The organism is Candidatus Uabimicrobium amorphum (assembly GCF_009002475.1).
Taxonomy (GTDB): Bacteria; Planctomycetota; Uabimicrobiia; order Uabimicrobiales; family Uabimicrobiaceae; genus Uabimicrobium; species Uabimicrobium amorphum.
In genome coordinates, this window is the sequence record NZ_AP019860.1 from 5537129 (window position 1) to 5557628 (window position 20500).

The following is a 20500-nucleotide window of genomic DNA, read 5'->3' on the forward strand; positions in this document are numbered from 1 at the left end:
TTTCATAAAAAAAAGCAAGAAAATTTTTTTTTAATTATTGACAAACGCCGAAAAATGTAGTAATCCTATTAACACGATGACGCGGGGTGGAGCAGTTGGCAGCTCGTCGGGCTCATAACCCGGAGGTCACAGGTTCGAATCCTGTCCCCGCTACTCTTTCTTTATCGCGATCCCAAATGACGCGGGGTGGAGCAGTTGGCAGCTCGTCGGGCTCATAACCCGGAGGTCACAGGTTCGAATCCTGTCCCCGCTACTCTTTCTTTATCGCGATCCCAAATGACGCGGGGTGGAGCAGTTGGCAGCTCGTCGGGCTCATAACCCGGAGGTCACAGGTTCGAATCCTGTCCCCGCTACTCCTTTTTTCTTCCAAGCACTAATCCACACCAATAAAATTCGGATGATAACGATAATATATTTCCAAATTCAAAATGTTGATCGCCGTTGAATAAATTCTTCCTCCTGCAGAACACCATTTTCCAGAAGGGTCCCAGCTCCCACGAGCCTTACCAACCTTAATTTGATTTGCAATGAGCATGTCACGCATATGAGCATTCCATTGATACCATGATCGTCCACCGGTTAAAAATAAAGACAATGTACCGTGATACCAATAGTACATGCTGTTGTCGATTGTATAGCGCAACGACCATTTGGGGGGATAATTGTCCATAATGCGAATTTGTTTGGTAGCATACGGATTTGATTTTTTCATCAAAATGGAGCACAACAAACCCACAGGAATGAGTGCTTTACTTGAACGCAATGTGTGTGGCCCGACGTCCTCGTAGCGCACTTCGCCATTTCTGGTTGTCATACGTTGAAAATGATTCCATATACGGTCAAATATTCTTTGTGGGACGGTAAATCCTGCTCTTTTAGCAGAAACGAGAGCCATTACCATCCAGCCAGTGATGGAGGTGTCGTTGCGTTCTCCAGAAGGAAAAGCCGCGTAGGTCCAACCTCCCATGGGTTGTTGTGCGCGTATTGCCGCAGCGATGCCTAGGCGAATAATGGACTTGAGTTTTTTGCGCTTCGTCAACGCGTAGGACTCGGAGAGAGAGAGTAAGACTGCGCTGTGGTTGTACATTTCTTTGCCGCCAAAAAAACCTGCGGCATCTTGTGTTGTGATTAAATAATTCTCGGCATTTTGCATCTGTAGGCGGTATTTACCCTTACGTGTGGTATACCCTGCACCTAAAAAAGCCAGGTATGCCAGTGCCGTTGCTCCAGGAGTATATTTTTTGTACCCACGCCCCCAGCACTCTTTTTTACTCGAATGTTTGTAAAAATCTACGGTGTTCCACTTCCCATCGTCGTCTTGGTGTTTGCTGAGCCACTCTAAACCCAATTCGACACTGTTTTCACTCGCAGCACTCCCCCCATACTGTGCCACGGCTTTTTTACGTCCCTTACCACTGCGTAAGGAGTACACTTTACGGCTACGTTTGCCTTGACCTGTAATTTTTTTGACCACATTTTGTGTGGATGTCGATGCCGAGGATTTTTTTCCCCTGCTATCACCTCCCAGACCTAAAATTTCGGCGATATTTTTCTTTTTCGTCGAATCACTCTGGGACTTTTCCGTAAGGTTATTCTCCGTGGTTTTCTTTTGTTGGGTAGTGGTTTCTTTTTCACTTTGTTCTTGCTTTGGCTGCTCTTGCTCGTCGTTTTTCTCCTCAGATTTTTCTGGGGTTTCTTCTTTTTGTGCCGTGCTTTTTTCTTTGGTTTTTGTTTTGGACTTCTGCGCGTTGAGGTTTCCAAAGTTTTCTATCGAGATGGTGTACTCTTGGCGTCCGGAGCCTTTTTTTTCATGAGAAAAATACACGTAGTTGAAGAAGGAAAAAGTAAGCATGTGCCATGCAAAGGAAAACAGCCAAATGAGTAAAAATAGTTTCAAGGAAACGCTAACCATATGTACTCTGCTATTTTGTTTGTGTTTTTGTACATCCATGAAAAGGCCTTTGCTGTTTTATAGTATGACGAAAGGGAAGGTCGCATTTTGCAGCCCACTATATTTTAAGCTATGATTTCGACTTGTGCCATCAGAAAACAGAGAAACGATCTCGATCCTCTTTAGTTGTCTAAAATGGTTAAAAGTTTTTCTATTTCGGGATCGGGATCGGGATCGGGATCGGGTTCGTTTTCTCTTATGTCAAAGTGATGTAAAACAATTCTATTATTTCAATAATTTACAAAGGTGTATATTTTTCTTGATTTTTAGGTATACATTTGTTATTTATTCACTCAACAAATCACTGTAATTACACCATCTCTTGCAAATATTTTCACATCTAAATAACTTCCGCGGGCTAAACCCACACAAAAATTTATTTAGAGTTTATGGGAAACAATTTGTCAATTTAGCTTGGTTATATTATATTATTAAGGTGGTCAAAGTCTTTAAAAACTTGACTATTTACATAAATCGGAGATGCAAATGTTGCTTTTTTTTATGTCTCCTCCACCTGGTGAAGGCGGAGGGGGACTACAAGACTTTATATTCATGTTTGGCGTCGTATTTTTAATATTTTGGCTAATTGTTATTCGCCCACAAAAGAAACAAGAACAACAAAGAAAAGAAATGCTAGCTAGCTTAAAAAAGGGCGACCAAGTAGTTACCCAGGGAGGGGTCGTTGGTAAAGTAGTTAGTATTAAAGACAACCGCGTCACTTTAAAAATCGATGAAAATAGCAATTCAAAAGCTACATTTCTACGTCACGCGATTATCAATGTTATCAATCAAAAGAAAGAAAAATCGTAGAACTTATAATTGTTATTTTCAGGATGGCCGCGCCAACAACTTGTTGTTGAAACGGTCTCTTTGAAATTAAAGTAGTCATGTGCATAGCTCTTTGCGACTATATTTTGCAAAAACATTTTAATTTCAGAGAACACCTACTCCTTTTTAGAATTGTGTAGTATAGAGGATATAATTTCATCATGAGCGAAAAAACCGCAAATATTTCGGGGCAGCTGATAGGTATTTTACTATTGGCACTTGCGTGCCTACTCTTTGTTTGCCCCCCAGATCAAAGACCGTTTTTAAATGAAGAATTAAAGAATTACGTTGTAAATCTCGGATTGGATTTAAAAGGGGGATCTGAACTTTTATACGAAGTAAATCCCCAAGACATTGATCCGACAAAGACAGCCGAAGATGTGATCGGTGCTACCATTGCCATTATCAGTGAACGTATCGATAATTCTGGTATCGTAAAAGAACCGCGCGTACAACGCCAGGGACAAAATCGCATTCTCATTCAGCTTCCTGGTTTGAATAAGCAAGATACCGAAGAAATCAAAAAAGTTATTCAGCGTCTAGGAAATCTAGAGTTGCGCCTTGTTGCTACTCCCGAAGTTGGTGTGGAAGACAGAGATGCCAAGGGAAATGTGAAAACAAAAAGGTTGAGCGAGGCTGAAGAACGTTCTAAGTATGACCAAGCAAAGAGCAGAGGAGCGCGTTCTCTCAAACTTTACGAGCGCAAACTCGCAAGAAGTGGCTACAAATGGTTCCCAGGTAAAGAAGGTAGCCAAGCGCGCCTTGTATGGATTAAAGATCCATATGGAATTACCGGGCAAAGATTAAGTAGAGTAAGTTACGATAGCCTCAACCAAGTAATTAATTTTGCGTTAAAATCAGAGGCAAGTAATGATTTCAAGAAGCTAACTCGCAGATACAAAAAACAATTTTTGGCAATTATTTTTAACAATGAAGTTATGGCTGCACCACAAATCGAAGATGAAATTCCCGATGGCTCTGGAATTTTACGCGGCTTTAGCTACGAAGAGGCACAAGAACTCATCAAAACCATGCGTTCTGGTTCTCTAGAGATCCAACCTGAATTGCTACACGAAAACACCATTGGTCCAAGTTTAGGTGAAGATTCCGTACGCTTGGGTATTCAAGCGGGTATTATTGGACTCGGTATGGTTGTTGGCTTTATCATTCTTTACTACCTTGCCGCAGGTTTTGTTGCGAGTGTTGCACTACTTTTAAACATTCTGATCGTTTTCGCTATTTTAGTAATTTTCCGCGAAACACTTACCCTACCAGGGATCGCGGGTTTAATACTCACCGTAGGTATGAGTATTGATGCGAACATCATTATTTTTGAGAGAATTCGCGAAGAAAAACTCAAACGTTTAAAAGGAAAAGAAGATAAGAAGTTAGACAAAGAAGAGCTTCTTGCCGATGTAGAAAGTGGTTTCAAGCAAGCATTTAGTACTATTTTTGATGCAAACCTGACAACTTTCTTGACCGCAGCTATTTTATACTTTATTGCTTCTGGAGCTGTTCAAGGATTCGCTTTCACAATGTTGTGGGGTATTGTGGCTAGTTTCTTCACCGCGATATTTGTGACACGTGTACTCTTGTACTTCCTCATCACCTCAGGCATGGTACGTAGTTTGAGCATGATGCAATTGCTAAAAGACCCTAAATACTCTATCACTACCAAGATGAAGTTGGCAGCGGTGTGTTCTTTTGTTGTGGTCGCAATTTGTTTGGGCTCTTTCTTCTCCAGTTCCGATCGCATATTCGGTTTGGACCTTCGTGGTGGTGTTTTGGCTCAAATTAGTTTGAGTGAACCTTTGCCAACCGACGAAGTACGCTCGCGTTTGCGTGATGATTTCCGCGATGATTTAGAAGTACAGCATATTGTTTCTGATCTTGATACAGACGGTAGCAAGGGATGGCACGAGTTTGCAATTCGTTTACCAAGTCTTCACCAAGATGAAATAGACAAAATCAACAAAGAACTAGATGGCGTTTCTAAAGATATGCGTCTTGTGAGTATTCGTTTGAAGAGAGAGCAAAAAAATCTCATCGAAAAACAACAACAACGCGAAGATGCATTACGTGAAGTTCGTCGTCTGAAAAGACAAAAAGCGGATAAGAGCGAAATTGACTCTGCTCGCGATCAGGCAAAATATTATCGTGGTAAAGTGGACGACATTCGCAAGAAGTTAGATGACTACGAAGCTGAAATGCAAAAAATTCGTACTAAACGTCGTGATTTAGTCGATGACAAGAACACCAAAGCCGGAATCGATGAACTACGCGAACGTATTAATGTGAAGTTCAAAAAAGAACTGGCTCCGTTTGCTTTTGGAGAAATTACCACTGTAAAACGCGGTAAGTATCGCAATTTTTACAGCGTACCGGTAAATTTACGTACACCTCTTCCGACATCTTTCATTGAAGGTCTATTCGAAACTAAAGATGTTTTTGATCAGGTAGTTGTTTCTGTAAACGACTACAACCTGACATTTAAAGCTCCTGAAGGAAAAAGCAAAGATGATTTGGTCAAAGAAATCAAAAAACACTTAGCACTTGCGCGTCCAAGTATGGAAGTTCAGACTCTAGAACTAAGCCAAGAAAGTGGATCATTCTCGACAACTCTTTCCTTTACCACTCTTGCACCAATCGCTGCAGTAAACGATGCCATCGAGAAGTGTAAGTTCGAAAACGTTTCTTTAAATCCAAAAGGTGTCAAAGAGAACTTGGTTACAAATGTAACACTTCTTGTCGATGTACCAAGCAGTAGTCAATCAGCAGATGAGACAAAGACATCCATTGAGGCAAATCTTCGCGAATATTTCAATAACGCCACTTACGAGGAAAAGAAAGTGCACCTTTCTGAACCGTTCCCGAGATTTTCTCAAATTTCTGGTGTTGTGGCAAAGGCGCAAAAAGCCAAAGCATATCGCGCAATTATTTTGTCGTTGATCTTGGTACTGTTGTACATCGCAGCGCGTTTCCCTAACGGATGGCGTTTTGGTTTTGGAGCTGTTGTGGCTCTGGCTCACGACGTTGCCATTACTCTTGGTGTGATCGCATTCTTCTCCAATACGGGAATTGTGAATGTCGAGATCAATTTACCGGTAATTGCAGCTCTTCTCACCATCGTTGGTTACTCGCTAAACGATACCATCGTAATTTTCGACCGTCTACGCGAAAACCAAATGAAAGAAGAAGTTTGGGATCGTTTGGGAATGAAGAAAGTGACCGATGTATTCAACAAGAGTATCAACCAAACACTATCAAGAACACTCTTGACATCATTAACAACATTGTTTGTCGTTTGTGTTATATTTGTCTTAAATTATGGACACGGAAGTGTTATGGAAGGTTTTGCGTTTACTCTGATTGTTGGGGTAATCGTTGGTACTTATTCCTCTATTTTTGTGGCAAGTTCTACGGTTCTATCTATAGAAGGTAGACAACGCAAGAAGTAGATTTAACAATGCAAAGAACGTATTACACGTTCTTTGCATTTTGCATCGATCATGTTTTTCGAAACTACATATACAAAATGGTTTTGTAAATTTGACTTATGTGCTTGCAACTATACGCTTGAAGTAGTTTTATTTAAACAGCACAACCATAAGTCGTTGCGCATGATCAGTTCGCAGGAGTATACAACTCCTAAAAAGATAAAGCATGCTATTTTGCATGTTTTACAAAGAGGTGGCCAGACGTAGTACACACATAGGGAGAGATTAAGAATGTTTTTTACACGGCAGCGAACTACTCTTATATGTGCCATTATCTTTGTGTACGGAATGAATATTTTTCTAGATTTTGTCTGTGATGCAGAACCGAGCGTTTCACAACGTGATGTTTCTGTGCAAGAGAATGTTGTTGAAGTAGCAGTAAAGCACCAAGTATTGCCTCAAAACAACAAAATACATGTAGCAGATAAAATTCAAGTCACAAAAAAATTGTCAGACGCGAAATTAAAACAAGAGCCTCTAAAGAAAAATGTGGCATTTGACGTTACACAAGATAATAAAAAAGTTTTTCTTGCCTTAACATCTGAGACGACGAAAAAAGAAACTGTGGCACATACTACTAAAGAAGAATCGGCAAAAAAAGAAGCAGTCAAAAAAGTAGTAGCAAAAAAAGTAGTAGCAAAAAAAGAAGTAGTCAAAAAAGAAACGAGTAAAAGAGAAAAAGCAACTGTAGAAAAAGAAACTACAGTGTATGAAAAATACGAAAAGTTCCATATTGTTTCACTTGGTGATAATCTATGGAATATTTCAAAAAGATATTATAAAAAGACGAGTTATCAAGATATTCAAAGATGTGTTTTTGCTCTAGCAGGAGCGAATCCTCATATACACGATATTGACAAGCTTAATATTGATACGCAGCTTTTTATACCTCTAGCGAGTAGAGTTAATTTATACTACAAAAAATATCTTTACCAAATTCAACTTTCAAGGCAGATGATGTCTTCGAAAAAAATTACCAAGGCCGAATAGAGTTTGATACTCTAGATTTGCCAAAGCGAACTTAAATTATGAAAACGGATTGTGAAATATTATCTCTTGATGGGAAAAGTTTATGATAGAAATTCGTACTTTCACATATATAGATGTACTACAGCCTCAGTTGGCAGCATTTTTTGCGACAGTTTGCCAAGGGTATTTTCCTCTAGAAGAACAAGCTGCCCTTTTGGTTGAAGTAGCCCCAGGGATTGCAATTAACCGCATTACAGACCGAGCGATGAAAAGAGCGAAGGTCTATCCCGGAATGCAAATTGTTGAGCGTGCGTATGGGATGTTGGAGCTACACGCTTTTGACCAAGGGGAACTGCGTGCTGCAGGAGATGCGATTCTCGAACACACCAACCAAAGCGAAACGGATCGTCTGGCTCCGCGGATTGTTTCTTCGGAAATTATTACGGGAGTTGATGGATACCAAGCGATGATCCTTAACCGTATGCGGCATGGACAGTTTATTTTAACAGGAGAAACCCTATACATTTTAGAGGTTCATCCGGCAGGATATGCGGCTATTGCGGCGAATGAAGCTGAAAAGGCAGCGTCAATTAACCTGCTAGAAATGAGAGCTTTTGGAGCTTTTGGACGTCTATATTTGGGTGGAAAAGAATCTGAAATTGAAGAAGCTGTAAAAGCCGTTGAAGCTTGTCTTGCATCCATTAAGGGTAGAGAAAACATTGCATAGGGGGTTTTCTGTTGGATAAAGATTTACAATCCGTACAACAAGTTCGCGATTTGCTACATAAAGCAAAAAAAGCCCAGGAAATTCTCGCAGAGTATAGTCAAGAACAAGTAGATCGTTTGGTGGCGCTCATGGCAGAAAGAGGATTTAATGCAAGCCGTGAGTTAGCCGTCCTAGCACGAGAAGAAAGTGGTCTAGGGCGTGTCGAAAGCAAGATTGCCAAAAATCAATTTGCGACGCGTGATGTTCACGCATATATTAAAGACATGTGCACCGTGGGTATCATTTCGCAGTGCGAGAAGAAAAAAGTTTGGGATGTTGCCACACCCAAAGGAGTTGTCGCAGGGATTACCCCAATAACCAATCCCACATCGACGGCATTGTATAAAATGCTTATTAGTATCAAGGCACGTTGTGCCATTGTATTCTCTCCTCATCCTCGTTCTGTTGCATGTGTTTCTCGCGCTGTTGAAATTATGCGCAAGGCGATTGATTCTATTGGGGGACCTGTTGACGCTGTTTCTGTGATTACAACCCCTACACTACAAGCGACACACGAGCTGATGACTCATACCATTACCAGAGTTATTCTCGCCACAGGGGGGTCGGGCTTAGTAAAAGCTGCGTACTCTTCTGGGAAACCAGCGATAGGTGTTGGACCTGGAAACTGTCCAGCATTTATTGAGAAAACAGCGGACATACGTCATGCGGTTCGTTGTTTAGTGGTTAGTCAGGGATTTGACTGGGCAACATTATGCTCCTCGGAGCAGTCCATCGTTGTCGAAACACAAATTGCGCAAGAGTGCATGGCGGAATTAAAAAGACAAAAAGCGCATATTTGTAATGAAGAAGAAATTGGATTACTAGAGCGGTTAATGCCGCCAGGAAGTGCCATAAATCCAGATTTAGTGGGACAATCTCCCCAAAAAATAGCCCAAATAGCGGGTTTTGACGTGGCAAAAGATTGTACAATGCTTGTGGCACGTCAATACGGCGTTGGGGATTCTTATCCTCTTTCGCGTGAAAAACTAGCGCCCATTCTTTCTTTGTATATCGAAGACAATTGGGAACAAGGCTTTGCTCGGTGTCGCGAAATACTCGACTATGGAGGTTTGGGACACACTGTGGCGTTGCATTCTCACGACCAAAAAATTATTTCGCGATTTGCGGTATCACAGCCGGCATGTCGTATTAATGTGAATACACCTAGTTCTCAGGGGAGCGTAGGTTTCGCCTCAGGTTTAGCGCCATCAATGACTTTAGGTTGTGGAACACGCGGAGGAAATATTTTTTCGGATAATATTTCTCCTAAACACCTGTTAAATATTAAAAGAGTTGCGTATATAAAAGACAATTGGTTGGGGACGTCGCCTTCTCTGGGTATGTTATCTTTAACCGAAAAAAACACAAAAAGCCATGATCCTTTTGCAAATCGGCAAAATAAATATTTTATTGGCAAACACAACAACCCTCACATTTAAAACGTTTTAGAACCAACTGTTGTAATTGTACGAAATTTATTTTTTTCCTAGACGTTCTTTGGCAGGGATGTTAAAGTATATCTTGGCTAGTAGTCTGTTTATGTAACCTTTTAACAAAAGTCTTTTGATTAACTAGTTTTAAGACACATCATACTTTTATGTTTCATATTACAGATACTTATCACAGCAAACGAAACTCGGTTACGAAACACTATTTGCCCTTTAAAATGCCTTGCGATTGCAGGTTTTCCAAATATCAACCGTGATAGTATCTACGAACACTAGTTATTCAAAAATCAATTATCTATAATATGTTTATCAAACAAGGCAAAATTTGAGTATGTATGAATCATATTGGAATCTTTTAGAAAAACCATTTCAAAATATTTCTGATCCTAAGTTTTTATTTTATGGGGAAACATACGAAGAAGCATACATTCGCCTTCTTTACAGTGTTACAGAATCTAAAGGTCTGATGCTTTTAACAGGCGAAGGTGGAAATGGGAAAACGTTTGTTTGTAAAAATTTTTGTAGAGAGACACGCAAGCAAGGTTATCAAGTTGCATTTATTGCTAACCCTGATTTAGAACCTATAGAATTTTTACAGAGTATTTTAAGTGAGTTTAAATTAGAATATCGAAACAAATCAAAACTGGAATTATTCAAAGAGTTAGAAAACTTTATCCTTGAGAATGCCAAAAACGGAAGCACTACAATTATTGTAGTGGATGAAGCTCAGAGTATAAGCAATCAAAAAACGCTAGAAGAACTTTGTGTACTGCTTAATATTGATTGTATTGATCGCATACCTATCAACGTAGTTTTGGCAGGAAAACCAGAACTGAGTCAAACCGTTCTTCAAGTTTCTTCTCTTCACGAAAGAGTTGGACTTCGTTATCGTTTGCGTCCTTTAAATTTGCATGAAACAGGTGAGTACATATTGTTTCGCTTAGACAAATCTGGATGCCAACGCGACATTTTTACAGCAGATGCTGTAAAAGAGGTTTACGAACACACAAATGGTTTACCACGCAAAATAAACAATATTTGCGATTTAGCTCTATTACTTGGTTATGGTGAGGGCAGCATCGTAGTAGATAAGCATTTAATCAAAAAAGCCGTTGAGGATTTGAAAGGTAATGTATATTCTGACCGAACGGTGAGTGCCTAAGTAGTTTAACTACGTGTTTGATAACTTGCTTAAAATTCATAATCAGTAATTGTAAGGATAGACAATGATTCAATTTTCTAACATTGTCAAAAAATGGCGAGAAAACGACTCTGCGGAAGACGAACAAGCAAAGTTCAATAAAGGCGCCAAAGAAATTTTGAAAAATGTTTCAGAGAACAGCCTAAAAGATAAGGCTCTCGCTAACCAAAAGTTTTCAAAAGTTCTTGAAAAACTGGATGAAAATTCACAAACTACTGAAGAAAAAATCAAAGTACAAGAGCCTCCGAAATCTAAAGAGCCTAAAAAAAATAGAGAAGCTGTGAAATCTAGAGAATCAAGATCTAGAGAAACCGCGAAATCCAAAGAACCTGAAAAAACAAAAGAAACTGTAAAAGTAAAAGAAGAGCTTCCTAAACCGGTAGTGAAAAAAGAAGTAAAGACCCAAGATACCTGGGAAGACGATTTTACAGAAGGTTTATTTGAAGATTATGACTCATCCGAAGTTACTTCAGTGAATATGCCTGACAATGATTTAGAAAACGATCAAGTGACTGTAGAAGAGAACGAAGAAGTTGACACTGAATTTGATGACAACGACGAAAATGAATCCTCTACTCACAGTTCTAAATCAAATAATAAAAATTACCGTAAGCATCATCGCAAAGGTAATCGTGGTAGATACAATCGCGACTACAATAGCAGGCATAAAAAGAGAACTCATAACAACAATTCAAATTCAAATTCGAATTCGAATTCGCGTTATAAAAAGGATCAAAATAGCGGTGGTGGTGGCGGTGGAGAACATTTGAATATTGAAAGTGTTCTCAAATCTATGAAATCAAGCAATAATAGTAAAAGCGATCATAATGATCGAAATATAAATAAACGTAATTTTTCACAGAGAAAACATGACAAAGACAAAAAAAGTCGTCATAAATGGGTGTAATTAAGGCAGGAAAGAGATATGCAAAAGTCATACATGGCGAAACCCAGTACTATCACAAAAACATGGTATGAAGTAGATGCCCAAGACCAAGTATTAGGTAGATTGGCTGGTAAAATAGCCATGGTACTGATGGGAAAACATCGACCAACCTATACTCCACACATTGATACTGGTGATTTTGTTATTGTTACCAATGTTGATAAAGTAAAGGTGACCGGAAGAAAAGAAGACAACAAGCTATACTATTCCTATTCTGGTTATCCTGGTGGTTTGAAAATACAAAACTTGAGTGAAAAAAGAAAACGTAAGCCCGAAGAAATTTTAGAGCTAGCTGTACGCAGAATGCTTCCAAAATCAAAATTGGGTCGTCAAATGTTGAAGAAACTCAAATTGTATAGTGGGCCAGACCACCCACATCAAGCACAAAATCCCAAAGTATTAAAGTAATAAAGGTTTTTAAATTATGAGTGAAAAAGAAATTATTTGGGGAACTGGACGTAGAAAAACATCCGTTGCTAGAGTAAGACTTCTTAGTGGAAATGGAAAGATTGCCATTAATGGTAAGAAAATGGATGATTATTTTCCCGTTCGTAACCACCAAAACTCCGTTATGGCACCGCTTAGTTTGACAGGTTCTGCCGACAAATATGATATACATGTAAATGTATCTGGTGGTGGTTTAACCGGACAATCTGGTGCGGTACTGCTAGGGATCGCTAGAGCTCTATGCAAAGCAGATGCAGCACTAGAAGAGAAATTGAGAAATCACGGGCTTCTAACTAGAGACAGTCGTATGAAAGAACGTAAAAAATACGGTCGTCGTAAAGCACGTAAAAGTTTTCAATTTTCCAAGCGTTAAAATTTCGCTTAAGCATTCTATAGAACCATTCCATGGTTCTATAGAATTCGTTCTTTTTCAAATCTTACCTACTTAACACAAGTCATCTATCACCATAGTCAATGCAACCTGCATTTTTAGATAATCTTCATCCACTTGTTTATTTCTCCTTTTTTATGAATACAGGAGTATTTTCATGTTCAAATATTTATTCCCTATTTTAATTGTGTTACTTGTTTTTCCATTTAACACCTTTAGTGAGGATTTCAACGCTGCCGACTATATCTCTGACGGAACACTGCTATATGTCGAGATGGAAAATGGTCAAAAATTTTGCGAACAGATGAGAGAAATAGGACTTTGGCAATTGTTCGCTTCCGACGAATGGAAAGCTTTTTTTGACACAATACCACCAGAATTTGTTGAAATGATTCGTGGACAGCAAAAGCAGTTTGAAATGCAAGCTGGTGTCACTTTAAAAGACGTTGCCGAAGCTTTTTCTGGACATTTTTCTATCGCGGCAATGGACGTAATACCTGGCCCTATGCCGATGCCCGCCGTTCTTCTAAGTTGGGATATGGGAAAGCAAGCTGACAAAGTCAGCACAATGCTTTTACAGATGTATCAAGGCTTGGTACCTGGTGCACAAAAAGAACAATACGAATACAATGGTCAAACTGTGTATCAGTTGGCAACACCAGCGATGCCTGCTTACTGTGCTGTAGTGAACAATGTAATGTTGTTATCCACTTCAAAAACACATCTCGAGGCAGTACTTTCTGGTAAACATAAAAATAGCTTACAGTCTTATGCTCGTTACCAAGAGATTAAGAAACGTACTTTGCGCGGAAGATCAGGTCTTTTTGTATATGCGAACGCAGAACGCATGATGCAAATGGGTGTGCAAATGTCTGGACAAGCACAACAAGTACAACCAATGATTGACATGATTGGTGTTGACGCTTTAAAAGGTATAGGAACTGGATTCTATTTCAAAAGCACACAGGTTGTAGAAAGTTTTTACATTCACATGCCAGGTGAACGCAAAGGAATTTTGGGAAAGATATTGCCTTCAAAACCAGCATCAAAAAATTTAGAAAAATATATTCCTGAAGACTTAGTTGCTTTTCGCCACAGTTATTTTGAACTGCGCGGCTTTGTAGAAGCGGGCTTAGAAGCTTTACAAATGTTTGCCCCACGCCAACATCAACAATTTATGGGAATGGAACAACAATTCAACCAGCAACTGGGTGTGAATTTACGCGAAGATGTTATTTACAACATGGGAGATGAATATCTATCCTCTGTTAGTTTATCTGGTGGTTTAATACCTGATTTTGCAATACAGTTTTCCTTAAAAGATCCTAAGGTATTTACAGCAGCAATCGAAAAATTACTGCAAATGGTACCGAAAAAACATCGTTATAAGTTCTTATGGAATGGTTACAACTTCCACTATTTCAATTTTAGTAGTATGTCAGAACCTATTCCTGTCGCACCTACTTTTGTTATTGATGGAAATCGTATTTTGATTACTCTTTATCCTGAAATGGCAAAAAACTTGATCGTTCAGAAGAATGGACATTTTCCTAAAGATATGATGACATATCTAGATGGTTATGAGCATACAGATATTCAATATCTAAATGTTGAAAAACTCGTAGTACCGCTATATCGTACCGCGATTCCATTTGTACAATCCATGATTCCAAGATCAGAAGTTCCCATCGAATTTGGATTACTTCCTTCGGGAAATACTCTAAAAAAATACGTGAATAATGCTATGATGGTTTGGTTTACCGACCAAGCGGGTATGTGTTTTGAGATGCATTCTCCATTTGGTTTAGTGGGACCTTTGGCTGCATTGGGTGCTATGGCGGAACAGAATTCTCCATACAATGAACCTTATGATCCTGACTATGATGATTCTCCTGTGGATGAGCCAGTCAAAGAAAAAGAACCCACCGATGTAGTTGTGGAAGAACCAGCTGGAGAAGGTGTGAGTTCGGAACTTTTAGGTGTGGAAGATTCTCGCACATGGAAGAACACCAACGTTAAGTCAAAGGTAAGCGTTTATTTTGGAAAATCTTCACTGAAAGTACATTTGTTTGCACCAATGCCTCCTAGTGTACTGTCGTATGGTAATTTTAAACTGACAGCGACAGATAATTTAGGCAATGCCATCAAATATAAACCAGGTTTTGGTTTCCGTACAGGTAGTGAGCATAAAAAAGTGGACTCTTATGCGTTGAAAAATGTGATTCGTGACAAAGGAATGCGTCTAGATCTACAGTTTTCTTCTCCATCACGCGACGCAAAAAGCATCAGCCTGACTGGATCTTTCGAAATAAAGACTGCTGAGGCGAAAACTTTAGAGCTAAAAAGTTATGGCGACTTGCGTAAGAACTTGCATGTTTCTGAAGATATTAGTGGCTTGAAGATTCAATTCACCAAAGATTGCAAAGAGAAAAGTGTGAACCTTCGCATTAGTGGTGATCCTGTGAAATTGAAAACCATTTACGCGAAAAAAGGCGAGACCGTATACAAATCAAATGGTTGGAGTTCCTATAAATCTAAGGGAGACACCGTTACCAGTTATTGGTTTAAAGACGCGATCCCCGATGATGCAAATATCTACTTTGAATATGCAGACAATGTTAAAGTACAAAAAATCACCGTAGATGTGAAAGACCAAATGTTACCATAACGAATAAACAAAGATGCCTATTTTCTAGGCATCTTTTACGATGGAAACACGTTGGAAATGTAGGGGCGGACCTAGTGTCCGCCCGTTCTCTCAAATATAGTTAGATGAACGTTTCTTAAACAATTCACAAACCAACTATGTTATTTTTCGTTGAAGCCAATCACCAATAAAAGTGGTGTAGTGTTGACGAACTTCGGGAAAACGATCCATATTGGGGATATGATTTACTTCTAGCATAAATTTTTCTCCATTTGGTTGCACCATGTAGTCGACAGCAATCCACTCTAATTGAAAGTGCTCTTTCAAATTTAAGGTATCCTGCAACAATTCTTCGTCCACGGATGAATGAATATGTGCATCTTGGTGATGTATGGACTTCAACCAGTCATCTCCTTTTAGTTGTATCTGCCAATACTTTTCTCCTATCACTAATATGCGAACAGCAGTTCCTTCAATAAATGGTTCGATAATTGTTGGCTGCTCATAACTTTGCTTTCCCATAAATTTTTGTTTATTTTCTCCGCAGTGCCAGTTTCCCCATTTTGCCACACTTTCTTTCTCAACTTCGATATTCCCTTTAACGACAAACCCGCGCGGCATTTTAAATTTAGTTATGCGTAGTGCACGTGCCAGACAAGGTAGTTTTAAACGACAATTAAGCAAAGCAACTGGGTTGGGTAAACACACACCATCCCAAATTGCCAAGGCGTTGATGGTGTCAAAGTCATCCCCAAAAATACCGTGAAAAACAACAATATCGACGGGGACAAGAAAGTCGGCAATATTGGGGTGTTCTACAAATAGTTGTTGCTCTTTTACTACGATTTCAGGTATGAGTTCGTGATGTATTGTTTTCACAGCGACATTTTGTACAATGTCGCGAATTTCATTTTTTTCTAATCCAATAAATAAAACTTTTTTCATTATGTACCTTTTCCACGTGATTTTAAAGTATAGATATTTGTTGGTATTTGGTGCCCATTGGGTTCAGTGTACTAGCATATTTCTATTACGAAGTGCTATGTGCATCGCACACTATTACTAAAATATACATAGTAAAAACAAAAAATGCATTTATAAAAAACAAAATAAAAACATAATAATTTTACATCTTGATAAAGGAGTCGTCATGTCCGATCTTCTCGCAGCGCGCAGTCAAATGGCTATGTCGTTAGCTTTTCATATAGTGTTTGCATGCATTGGAATTGGAATGCCTTTGTTAATGGTGATTTCCGAAGGGTTATGGTTAAAGACAAAAAATAATGTGTATTTAGTCCTGGCAAAGAAATGGGCCAAAGGAACAGCGATTATGTTTGCTGTAGGCGCTGTTTCGGGAACGGTGTTGTCTTTTGAACTGGGGCTACTGTGGCCACAATTTATGTTGCACGCCGGTCCTATTATTGGTATGCCTTTCTCTTTGGAAGGTTTTGCCTTTTTTCTCGAGGCAATTTTTTTAGGGATTTATTTGTATGGTTGGGATCGTGTAAAACCTAAAGTCCATTGGTTTTCAGGAATTATGGTAATGCTTAGCGGTATGTTTTCCGGTATTTTCGTGGTGATGGCCAACGCATGGATGAATAGTCCTGTGGGCTTTGAATTTGTAGACGGAAAGTTTACGCAAATAGACCCTTATGCTGCGATGTTCAATCCCTTAGCATGGAATTATGCTTTGCATATGACTCTGGCAGCGTTTGTGTCTGTGGCATTTGTTGTTGCGGGAATTCACGCATTTGTATTGCTAAAAAAACCCCACAGTGAATTTCACTATTGTGCACTCAAAATAGCGTTGTATGTGGGAATTGTAACAGCAATTCTTCAGCCGATTAGTGGGGACCTTACGGCAAAAAACACCGCAGTGCATCAACCCGCGAAACTCGCGGCAATGGAGGCTCACTGGGAGACAGAAAAAGGGGCTTCTCTGAATATTGGTGGGTGGCCTGATGAGGAAAAAGAACAAACGATTTATGCAATAAAAATACCTTATTTGTTAAGCTTTTTGGCCTTTGGTAAATTCAACGCGGAAGTGAAAGGACTAAAAGAATTTCCTAAAGAAAATCGTCCTCCCGTTGCGGTGGTACATATTGCTTTTCAAATTATGGTTGGCTGTGGTACTTTTCTAATGTTTTTAGGAGTACTGGCCGCATATTTTTTTATACGCAAACAAGCGATCAATGATAAGAGGTGGTTTCTGAAATTGCTGGTACTCGCGGCACCATTAGGTTTTATTGCTACAGAGGCTGGATGGACAGTAACAGAAGTTGGGCGGCAACCATGGGTGATTTATAATATTATGCGTACCTCTGAGGCCGTAACAGATATGCCCAATTTAGTTGTGCCGTTCATCGTGTTTACGATATTGTATATATTTCTGTTTGTGATGGTTGTGTACTTGATGCGTTTATACGTGATGAATTCTTATGAGGATTAAATGATGAGTGTAGAATTTTTATTGGCGAGCGTTGTCGTCAGCTCCTTAGTCATTTACGCTTTATCGGGTGGTGCTGACTTTGGTGGTGGAGCATGGAGTTTGTTTGCTCGTGGAGAGCGCAAAGAGCAGCAACAAAATTTAATAGAACGCGCTATTGCGCCGATATGGGAAACAAACCACGTGTGGATTATTTTGGTGATTGTGGTACTATTTGTCGCGTATCCACTGGCGTTTTCGTCTATCGCCACAAGTTTACATATACCACTTACCGTGATGCTCATCGGAATCGTTCTGCGTGGCTGTGCATTTATTTTTCGTGCCTATGGTATGAAAGACGACAAAAAATTGCGCGATTTTTGGGAAAAAGTATTTGGAATTTCTAGTTTGCTCACCCCGATTACTTTTGGTGTTGTTGTCGCTGCGGTGGCGAATGGAAAATTGCGCGTTGATGTCGAAAATACCAAAGTGATGACGGATTTTGTGGAAGCATGGTGGGGAATTTTTCCGTTCAGTGTCGGCATTTTTACATTGTTTACATTTATGTTTCTCGCCGCAGTTTATTTGATCTGCGAAGCGGGAGAACAAAAATTGCAAAACGACTTTCGCATACGTGCTGTTTGTAGCGCAGCGTTACTAGATCTTACTGCAATGTGGTGTTTATATTTGTCGCGAAGTCATGCGCCACTATTTTGGCAAGGGTTGTGGAGTAGTAAATACGCGATATTTTTTCATGGATGTGGTATGGTACTTGCCACATCTATTTTTTTTACTTTATGGAAACGTCAATACAAAATGGTACGCGTGCTAGCCATGACCAAGGTTATTTGCATTGTTCTTGGTTGGGCAGTATGTCAGTTTCCCTTTTTGGTCGTCCCTGACCTGACAATTTACACTGCGACAGCTCCAAAAAATGTATTGTATATGATGACGACGATTATTTTTTTAGGAATGATCGTTACCGTTCCTGCGTTGTACTATTTGTTTTATGTTTTTAAAAGAGATAAGGAAGTATCATGAAGCGTTTACATGTATTTGTTTCGGGAAAAGTTCAAGGCGTTTCGTATCGTTACTATACGACGTTAGAGGCAGCTAAATATCAAATAAGTGGTTGGGTGCGCAATTTAAGTGATGGTAGAGTGGAAATGCTCGCGGAAGGGTCCGAAGAAGAGTTACAACAACTACTGAATTGGACGTATAAAGGGTCTCCTGCCGCTGAAGTTAGCGATGTAAATTACGAGTGGTTGGAGTGTCGAAATGAATTTACAAATTTTACGGTGACAGGATAGGAGAAAAAAACTCGGTGATACGCGATATTCTAAAAACAACAGACCAAAAAAAGCGCAAAGAATTATTTGCACAGCTGCCGCAGAAGTATTCTTACAACGCCGCAATATTATTGCTGTGGCAATATATAGAGACCGGGTCACCTGACAAAGAAGCTCTGAATGAAATTCTCGAACTTACCCATATAAAACCTGGAGATGAGAATAAGTATATTTCCTTGTCTACCATTGTAACTTTGTGGCCGCAGGAGTTTTTGTCGCTAGATTTTGCGTTACTCATGGATATGATCATTAGAGAAAATCCCGTATATAAGGGAATTGAGAAGACAATGCATGCCGCACTTCGCTTAAAAGACGACAAGCTCGCAATTGCTCTTAGCGAAAAATTGCCAAACGACAGCAGTAAAAGCGATGTTTTGGCGCGAACGGCTATTTCGGCATCGCGACACAAAGGGCATCGCCAAGCCACGTGGTTTTTAGAACAAGCGATGGTAGCTTATAAAAATAAGCCTCCGTCTACGGGACTAGAGAATATTGTCGACGCATGGGAAAATTCGCGTTTGCGGAACCGCAAACGAATGTTTGTGGCAATACTCGATTTATGTGAAAAGAGTTTGTCGCAGAAACAAGAGTTGCAGCGTATAACGGAAACCGTGATACACAGCAGGCAACAAATCGATAAGCATATTTATGCAGAACTTATTTTGGAAAAAGCATTGAAGCACAATTACGTTTTTCTTGTAGATAAGCTTTTAGACTATGTCACAAAATACAAGATGTTGACGCGTGTGTTTCAAAGATCAAAACAAATGTCTCACGATGATAAGCACAAAATTATGTGTAAATATTTCTTTCAGCTAGCCACTTTGGAAGAAAATAAAAAAAAGTCCTCGCAACTGATGGCCAAGAGTCGTGAACATTTGCGTAGTGTCCATGACAAGAGTATCGAATTACAATTACTCATGAACATCATACGCAGACTTATTGGCATAAAAAAAGCCAATAAAGCTTATAACATGATTTTTGATGTTGTGGACTGTTATCGTAAAGTATGGCGTAGTACAAATTACGAACATGAACAAAAAATATTAATAGGCATTGATTTTGCAGCTTTTTTAGCACGTATCAAAGAATATGAGCGTGCCGGCAGTATATTTCACGAAGTGGTTAACATCGTTAAGGACTTAGAAAACGACAAAGACCGCGCGCATATGTTGCGGTTGATATTTGAAAAATTACTACGCTATACACATATTAAAGATCGTTTGTCACTACTGCACACAGTACTCGATATACTAGAAGAAATCGGAAGTGACCACGATAAAGGTTTTGCACTCAATAGTCTGGGTTTTGAAAGCGGTGGAATGATTAGCGATTTGGGAAATTTTCCCAACGAACGCAGTGAAGAGTTACTACTACGCATCGTCGAAATTGCGAAACCACTCAACGATAATGACTTTTTTATCGATGCTCTCGCGGCGATGGCCGCGTGTAAGTTAAAAGAATGCGCCTACCAAACCTACCAAAACTATTTACGTGGTAAATCTTTAACTGTCGAGCAGGTTGAACGTACAGCACAACAACTTGTGAAAGTGAAAAAGAAATCTTTGGCAGCAAAATTGCTCAAGAGTTACTTAATGCGACAAGAGTAAATTCGTTTAACAAAAAATCCTACAC

At 39.5% G+C, this 20500-nt stretch carries 16 protein-coding genes and 3 tRNA genes; 17 read left to right on the top strand and 2 right to left on the bottom strand.

The annotated features are described in order from the left end of the window. Positions 1-80 precede the first annotated feature (80 nt). The 3 genes from UABAM_RS20175 to UABAM_RS20185 all read left to right on the top strand — a co-directional run bounded on the left by UABAM_RS20175 (position 81) and on the right by UABAM_RS20185 (position 353). Positions 81-153: transfer RNA gene (locus UABAM_RS20175), tRNA-Met, on the top strand. A gap of 27 nt (positions 154-180) precedes the next feature. After that, positions 181-253, top strand: a tRNA-Met gene (locus UABAM_RS20180). Positions 254-280: 27 nt separating this feature from the next. Next, a tRNA-Met gene (locus tag UABAM_RS20185) sits at positions 281-353 on the top strand. A 20-nt stretch (positions 354-373) separates the two neighbouring features. Here UABAM_RS20185 and UABAM_RS20190 read toward each other — a convergent pair. Next, a complete protein-coding gene (locus UABAM_RS20190) occupies positions 374-1951 on the bottom strand; it encodes a prenyltransferase/squalene oxidase repeat-containing protein (protein WP_151969803.1) in 1578 nt (525 codons plus the stop codon). 486 nt (positions 1952-2437) lie between these two features. On the opposite strand from UABAM_RS20190, the gene yajC reads away from it, so the two are divergent. The 10 genes from yajC to UABAM_RS20240 all read left to right on the top strand — a co-directional run bounded on the left by yajC (position 2438) and on the right by UABAM_RS20240 (position 15112). Continuing rightward, positions 2438-2761, top strand: coding sequence for a preprotein translocase subunit YajC (gene yajC, locus UABAM_RS20195; RefSeq protein ID WP_229759284.1), 324 nt, complete (start codon positions 2438-2440; stop codon positions 2759-2761). Between the two features lie 179 nt (positions 2762-2940). Beyond that, a complete protein-coding gene (gene secD, locus UABAM_RS20200; RefSeq protein ID WP_151969805.1) occupies positions 2941-6237 on the top strand; it encodes a protein translocase subunit SecD in 3297 nt (1098 codons plus the stop codon). Between the two features lie 327 nt (positions 6238-6564). Beyond that, the gene (locus tag UABAM_RS20205; RefSeq protein ID WP_173013447.1) at positions 6565-7266 is read left to right on the top strand and encodes a LysM peptidoglycan-binding domain-containing protein; all 702 of its coding nucleotides are present in this window, start codon (positions 6565-6567) and stop codon (positions 7264-7266) included. 82 nt (positions 7267-7348) lie between these two features. After that, positions 7349-7972 carry a hypothetical protein gene (locus tag UABAM_RS20210; protein ID WP_151969807.1) on the top strand — a complete coding sequence of 208 codons (624 nt, stop codon included), beginning with the start codon at positions 7349-7351 and terminating at the stop codon, positions 7970-7972. A gap of 11 nt (positions 7973-7983) precedes the next feature. After that, positions 7984-9450 (top strand): aldehyde dehydrogenase family protein, encoded by a 1467-nt coding sequence (locus tag UABAM_RS20215; RefSeq protein WP_173013448.1) that lies wholly within the window; start codon positions 7984-7986, stop codon positions 9448-9450. 340 nt (positions 9451-9790) lie between these two features. Continuing rightward, entirely contained in the window at positions 9791-10621 is an 831-nt protein-coding gene (locus UABAM_RS20220; protein ID WP_151969809.1) for an ExeA family protein, read from the top strand. Positions 10622-10685: 64 nt separating this feature from the next. Beyond that, entirely contained in the window at positions 10686-11567 is an 882-nt protein-coding gene (locus UABAM_RS20225) for a hypothetical protein (RefSeq protein WP_151969810.1), read from the top strand. 18 nt (positions 11568-11585) lie between these two features. Further along, complete coding sequence (gene rplM, locus UABAM_RS20230; RefSeq protein WP_151969811.1) at positions 11586-12014, top strand: 50S ribosomal protein L13; 429 nt, start codon at positions 11586-11588, stop codon at positions 12012-12014. A 16-nt stretch (positions 12015-12030) separates the two neighbouring features. Beyond that, positions 12031-12426 carry a 30S ribosomal protein S9 gene (gene rpsI, locus UABAM_RS20235; protein ID WP_151969812.1) on the top strand — a complete coding sequence of 132 codons (396 nt, stop codon included), beginning with the start codon at positions 12031-12033 and terminating at the stop codon, positions 12424-12426. A 175-nt stretch (positions 12427-12601) separates the two neighbouring features. After that, positions 12602-15112, top strand: coding sequence for a DUF3352 domain-containing protein (locus tag UABAM_RS20240; RefSeq protein WP_151969813.1), 2511 nt, complete (start codon positions 12602-12604; stop codon positions 15110-15112). Between the two features lie 135 nt (positions 15113-15247). On the opposite strand, the gene UABAM_RS20245 is transcribed toward UABAM_RS20240, so the two are convergent. Next, a complete protein-coding gene (locus tag UABAM_RS20245; protein ID WP_151969814.1) occupies positions 15248-16036 on the bottom strand; it encodes an ATP-grasp domain-containing protein in 789 nt (262 codons plus the stop codon). Positions 16037-16241: 205 nt separating this feature from the next. Between UABAM_RS20245 and UABAM_RS20250 the strand changes: the two genes are divergently transcribed. The 4 genes from UABAM_RS20250 to UABAM_RS20265 are packed head-to-tail and all read left to right on the top strand — an operon-like array spanning position 16242 to position 20475. Continuing rightward, a complete protein-coding gene (locus UABAM_RS20250; protein WP_151969815.1) occupies positions 16242-17540 on the top strand; it encodes a cytochrome ubiquinol oxidase subunit I in 1299 nt (432 codons plus the stop codon). Next, positions 17541-18557, top strand: coding sequence for a cytochrome d ubiquinol oxidase subunit II (locus tag UABAM_RS20255; RefSeq protein ID WP_151969816.1), 1017 nt, complete (start codon positions 17541-17543; stop codon positions 18555-18557). Beyond that, a complete protein-coding gene (locus UABAM_RS20260) occupies positions 18554-18826 on the top strand; it encodes an acylphosphatase (RefSeq protein ID WP_151969817.1) in 273 nt (90 codons plus the stop codon). Before UABAM_RS20255 ends, UABAM_RS20260 begins: the two co-directional genes overlap by 4 nt. A 14-nt stretch (positions 18827-18840) precedes the next feature. Beyond that, positions 18841-20475, top strand: coding sequence for a hypothetical protein (locus tag UABAM_RS20265; protein WP_151969818.1), 1635 nt, complete (start codon positions 18841-18843; stop codon positions 20473-20475). Positions 20476-20500: the final 25 nt, after the last annotated feature.

Bases quoted from the DNA above. Each gene is read 5' to 3' on its own strand.
- UABAM_RS20190 (WP_151969803.1), bottom strand. From the start codon at position 1,951: ATGGATGTACAAAAACACAAACAAAATAGCAGAGTACATATGGTTAGC.
- yajC (WP_229759284.1), top strand. From the start codon at position 2,438: ATGTTGCTTTTTTTTATGTCTCCTCCACCTGGTGAAGGCGGAGGGGGA.
- secD (WP_151969805.1), top strand. From the start codon at position 2,941: ATGAGCGAAAAAACCGCAAATATTTCGGGGCAGCTGATAGGTATTTTA.
- UABAM_RS20205 (WP_173013447.1), top strand. From the start codon at position 6,565: ATGAATATTTTTCTAGATTTTGTCTGTGATGCAGAACCGAGCGTTTCA.
- UABAM_RS20210 (WP_151969807.1), top strand. From the start codon at position 7,349: ATGATAGAAATTCGTACTTTCACATATATAGATGTACTACAGCCTCAG.
- UABAM_RS20220 (WP_151969809.1), top strand. From the start codon at position 9,791: ATGTATGAATCATATTGGAATCTTTTAGAAAAACCATTTCAAAATATT.
- UABAM_RS20225 (WP_151969810.1), top strand. From the start codon at position 10,686: ATGATTCAATTTTCTAACATTGTCAAAAAATGGCGAGAAAACGACTCT.
- rplM (WP_151969811.1), top strand. From the start codon at position 11,586: ATGCAAAAGTCATACATGGCGAAACCCAGTACTATCACAAAAACATGG.
- rpsI (WP_151969812.1), top strand. From the start codon at position 12,031: ATGAGTGAAAAAGAAATTATTTGGGGAACTGGACGTAGAAAAACATCC.
- UABAM_RS20240 (WP_151969813.1), top strand. From the start codon at position 12,602: ATGTTCAAATATTTATTCCCTATTTTAATTGTGTTACTTGTTTTTCCA.
- UABAM_RS20245 (WP_151969814.1), bottom strand. From the start codon at position 16,036: ATGAAAAAAGTTTTATTTATTGGATTAGAAAAAAATGAAATTCGCGAC.
- UABAM_RS20250 (WP_151969815.1), top strand. From the start codon at position 16,242: ATGTCCGATCTTCTCGCAGCGCGCAGTCAAATGGCTATGTCGTTAGCT.
- UABAM_RS20255 (WP_151969816.1), top strand. From the start codon at position 17,541: ATGATGAGTGTAGAATTTTTATTGGCGAGCGTTGTCGTCAGCTCCTTA.
- UABAM_RS20260 (WP_151969817.1), top strand. From the start codon at position 18,554: ATGAAGCGTTTACATGTATTTGTTTCGGGAAAAGTTCAAGGCGTTTCG.